At 46.0% G+C, this 2,221-nt stretch carries 3 protein-coding genes; all 3 read left to right on the forward strand.

All coding sequences use genetic code 11. The features are described from left to right. Positions 1 to 86 precede the first annotated feature (86 nt). Positions 87 to 470 carry a transposase gene (locus FTU16_RS16330; protein WP_004828545.1) on the forward strand — a complete coding sequence of 128 codons (384 nt, stop codon included), beginning with the start codon at positions 87 to 89 and terminating at the stop codon, positions 468 to 470. After that, the gene (gene tnpB / locus FTU16_RS16335; protein ID WP_004828548.1) at positions 467 to 802 is read left to right on the forward strand and encodes an IS66 family insertion sequence element accessory protein TnpB; all 336 of its coding nucleotides are present in this window, start codon (positions 467 to 469) and stop codon (positions 800 to 802) included. The genes FTU16_RS16330 and tnpB overlap by 4 nt, the downstream gene beginning before the upstream one ends. 74 nt (positions 803 to 876) lie before the next feature. After that, the coding region (locus FTU16_RS16340; protein ID WP_180004518.1) for an IS66 family transposase at positions 877 to 2,221 on the forward strand (1,345 nt) is incomplete at its 3' end.

Genomic DNA, 2,221 nt, shown 5'->3' on the forward strand with positions numbered 1-2,221 from the left:
GTAAGCGTCCGCTGAACACACCTTCTGAATTCATCCTATAAGCCTTAATTTAGTCCCCACTTAGAAACAAGTGGGGACTTAAATTTATGACTACAAATCATCAGACATCCATCGCATCTCTTGCGAAAAAACGAAGAACATACAGTGCTGAATTTAAACAGCAGATCGTTCAGGCTTGTAAAGCACCGGACGTTTCAATTGCTTCAGTCGCTTTGCAACATGGATTGAATACAAATCTTGTATCCAAATGGATTCGCTTAATTGATGCTAAGCCAGGGAGTGATCGCTCACCACTACCGAATAAACCTGCATTTATTGCCTTATCTTGCTCTGCACCATTAGATCCTACTCCTACTGACATGTTAAAAGTTCAAATTACTTTACCCCACTCAAAAGCAGAAATTGGCTTGAAATGGCAAGTATCAGAAATACCTGCCTTGGCAGAATTACTCAAGGTGCTGGCAACATGATCCGTATCGATGAAATCTGGCTTTCTACCCAACCTCTGGATATGCGAGCAGGGATGGATACTGTCATGGCTCAGGTGGTGAGAGCCTTTGGCTACATTAAACCGCATTGTGCTTACCTGTTCTGTAATAAACGTGGCCATCGCATGAAAGTGCTGGTACATGATGGACTGGGCATCTGGCTGTGTGCCCGGCGTTTGGAACAGGGAAAATTCCACTGGGCTAAAGTTCACCAGGGTGAAAGCGTAGCTCTCAACCCGGAACAGTTACAGGCATTAATCCAGGGTTTGCCTTGGCAGCGCATTGGACGACAGCAGGTGGTCACGATGCTCTAAACCAAGCTCGGCTATTCTGCCATCCTCCAAACGTTCTATTTCATTCTTCTCATGACCTCAGGCATACTGCGGTCATGAATACGCTGCCAGATTTAAGCCAACTGACCCATGAACAACTGCTGGAATTCACCCGGCAGTTGGCGATGCAGCATCAACAACTCGCAGAAGATAAACAACAATTAGATGCTCAAGTTCAACATCTGGAAGTATCAAATCAACAATTAGATGCCAAAGTTCAACATCTTGAAGTCACCAATCAGCAATTAGATTCTAAAGTTCAGCATCTTTCTATTCTCAATCAAAAATACGAGCATGAACTGGCGCTGTTTAAACAGCATAAATTCGGCAGTAAAAACGAACATCTCACCGCAAAACAAATCCATCTGTGGGATGAGGCGGTCGAAGAAGATATCGCAGCCGTTGATCTGGAATTAGAACGATTAAATGCAGATAAAACCCATGCAGCGACACAGAAAGCCACAGTCAACAAACCTAAACGTCGACTGCTGCCAGATCATCTACACACCATCCGTATTGAGCATGAACCTGCATCAACCCAATGCAGTTGTGGCTGCCAGTTACGTCGTATCGGCGAAGATATCAGTGAAAAACTGCATTTCAGACCGGCACAGTTCTATAAGGAACAGCATGTGCGTGGTAAATGGGTCTGTGATCAGTGTGACACTCTGACTCAGCAAGCGATGCCCGCCTATGTGATTGATAAAGGCATTGCTTCACCTGAATTGCTCAGCCATGTGCTGGTATCGAAGTATGCCGATCATTTGCCGCTGTACCGTCAACGTCTGATCTATCAGCGGGCGGGAATCGAACTTTCTAGATCAACTTTATCTGACTGGATAGGTCGCTGCGGTGTGGAACTGGAACCTCTGGCCAATGCCTTAAAAGAGGTGGTACTACAACAGCAGGTGCTGCATGCAGATGAAACACCAGTCACCATCATGCGGATGGGTGAGAATGATAAAAAACCGAAGAAAGGTTATGTCTGGGCCTATGCCACCACACAGTACAATCCAGTTCAGGCGGTGATCTATGACTTTCAGGATAGTCGTTCAGGCCAGCATGCTGCAGAGTTCTTGAAAGGCTGGCAGGGCTATCTAGTCTGTGATGATTACAGTGGTTATAAAGCACGCTTTAAATCAGGCCAGGTCATAGAGGTGGGCTGCATGGCCCATGCACGTCGTAAATTCCATGAACTGCATGTAACTGGGAAAAGTCAGGTCGCTGAACAGGCCTTAGTGCTGATTCAGAAACTGTATGCGATAGAAGCAGAACTCAGGAAAAAGACCGATGGTACAGCGGAAGACCGCCGCGAATACCGACAACAGCATAGTCAACCAGTGATGCAACAACTATATGAATGGCTCAACCAACATCATCTGACAGTGCCATCGAGTTCTC

Origin of the sequence: Acinetobacter sp. YH12069, from assembly GCF_013419675.1 — a bacterium.
Taxonomy (GTDB): Bacteria; Pseudomonadota; Gammaproteobacteria; order Pseudomonadales; family Moraxellaceae; genus Acinetobacter; species Acinetobacter amyesii.